This is a genomic window from uncultured Pseudoalteromonas sp. (genome assembly GCF_963922945.1).
Lineage (GTDB): Bacteria > Pseudomonadota > Gammaproteobacteria > Enterobacterales > Alteromonadaceae > Pseudoalteromonas.
The window spans coordinates 1-1,905 of record NZ_CAWUKC010000186.1 but is presented as its reverse complement, the minus strand read 5'-3'; the positions used below and the strand labels follow the sequence as shown (position 1 = coordinate 1,905).

The following is a 1,905-nucleotide window of genomic DNA, read 5'->3' as shown; positions in this document are numbered from 1 at the left end:
GCATCTCCTAAAATAACCACAAACTTTTGTGACACAAAAATGGTCATTAAAGTTAAAAATACGGCGACCTGCGATTTTAAAACCTCAGCGGTCAAATAACGAAAAATAAGCAATGCTCGCCCCTGTTAAACATAGAATTTCACTACAATAGTGATAATTTGATAATAAAGTAGTTATTTTACCCAGTTTTACTTGGTAAATAAGTCGTTATTATAAGCCAACAAAATTAATTATCCTACCTAAGTGCAGGATATATTGTTGCATTAGTAGCCCTTAAACATATAAAGTTCAATTACACAGTAAGAGTCAGAAAAAATCAGCTAAAATTAATATTATCCCTACATAAGTTACGTAGCTAAGACTAGATTTTATTTTTTTAGCCCCTATTAATAACCTAAATGACTCACAACCAGGAGTAACAATGGAATTTAACGTAAAAAGTGGTAGCCCAGAAAAACAACGCAGCGCGTGTATCGTCGTTGGCGTTTACGAACCACGTAGGTTATCCCCCATTGGTGAACAACTCGATAAAATCAGCGATGGTTATATCTCAAATTTATTACGCCGTGGCGACCTAGAAGGTAAACCAGGGCAAGTGTTATTATTGCATCATGTACCTAACGTTTTAAGCGAGCGCGTATTGCTTGTTGGCTGTGGTAAAGAGCGCGAGCTTGATGATAAGCAATATAAACAAATAATTTCTAAAACAATTAACACCTTAAACGAAACAGGCTCAATGGAAGCAGTGTGCTTTTTAACCGAGCAACATGTTAAAGGTCGTGATACCTACTGGAAAGTTCGCCAAGCAGTCGAGACAACACAAGATTGTTTATACACGTTTAACCAATTAAAAAGCAAAAAAGTAGACCCTCGCCGTCCACTTCGTAAAATTGTGTTTAACGTACCAACGCGTCGCGAGCTGACCATTGGTGAAAGCGCTATTGAGCATGGTTTAGCCATTGCCGCAGGTAGTAAGCTATGTAAAGACGTAGCCAACATGCCACCTAACATTTGCAACCCTGCTTATTTAGGCGAACAAGCGCAAGAGCTGGCTAGCAATTTTGACAACATCACCGTTGATATTATTGGTGAAGAAAAAATGGCCGAGCTAGGTATGAACTCATACTTAGCAGTTGGTCGCGGAAGCGATAACGAATCGGTTATGTCGGTTATAAACTACAAAGGCGCAGCCGATGACCAAGCACCGATTGTACTGGTAGGCAAAGGGTTAACGTTTGACTCAGGCGGTATTTCACTCAAACCTGGCGAAGCTATGGATGAAATGAAATACGACATGGGTGGTGCTGCTGGTGTTATTGGCGCTATGCGAGCACTTGCGCAAATGCAGCTGCCTATTAACGTGATTGGTGTATTAGCCGGCTGTGAAAACATGCCAAGCTCTAACGCGTACCGCCCAGGTGATATTTTAACAACTATGTCGGGCCAAACCGTTGAAGTACTTAATACTGATGCCGAAGGCCGCTTAGTACTGTGTGATGCTCTCACTTACGTTGAGCGTTTTGACCCAGACACAGTCATTGACGTAGCCACCCTAACCGGTGCATGTATTGTTGCTCTTGGTGCACACGCTACAGGTTTACTGTCAAACCACAACCCGCTGGCGCATGACTTATTAAAAGCGTCTGAGCAAAGTGGCGACCGTGCATGGCAGTTGCCGCTGTGGGATGACTATCAAGATCAACTAGATAGCCCATTTGCCGATTTTACAAATTTAGGTGGGCGCTCAGCAGGGACTATTACTGCTGCGTGTTTCTTATCTAAGTTTACTAAAAAATATAACTGGGCACATTTAGATGTAGCCGGCACCGCGTGGCGCAGTGGCGCTAAAAAAGGCGCAACGGGTCGCCCAGTTCCTATGCTTACTCAGTATTTATTAAACCGAGC

1 protein-coding gene and 1 pseudogene are annotated in these 1,905 nt (G+C 42.4%); one reads left to right on the top strand and one right to left on the bottom strand.

Going from position 1 to position 1,905, the window contains the following annotated elements; translation table 11 throughout:
* Positions 1-113: pseudogene (locus tag AABI99_RS18210) on the bottom strand (LPS export ABC transporter permease LptF); the annotation flags it as partial.
* 308 nt (positions 114-421) lie between these two features.
* On the opposite strand from AABI99_RS18210, the gene pepA reads away from it, so the two are divergent.
* A partial coding sequence (gene pepA, locus AABI99_RS18205) for a leucyl aminopeptidase (RefSeq protein WP_338367530.1) occupies positions 422-1,905 on the top strand: 1,484 nt, incomplete at its 3' end.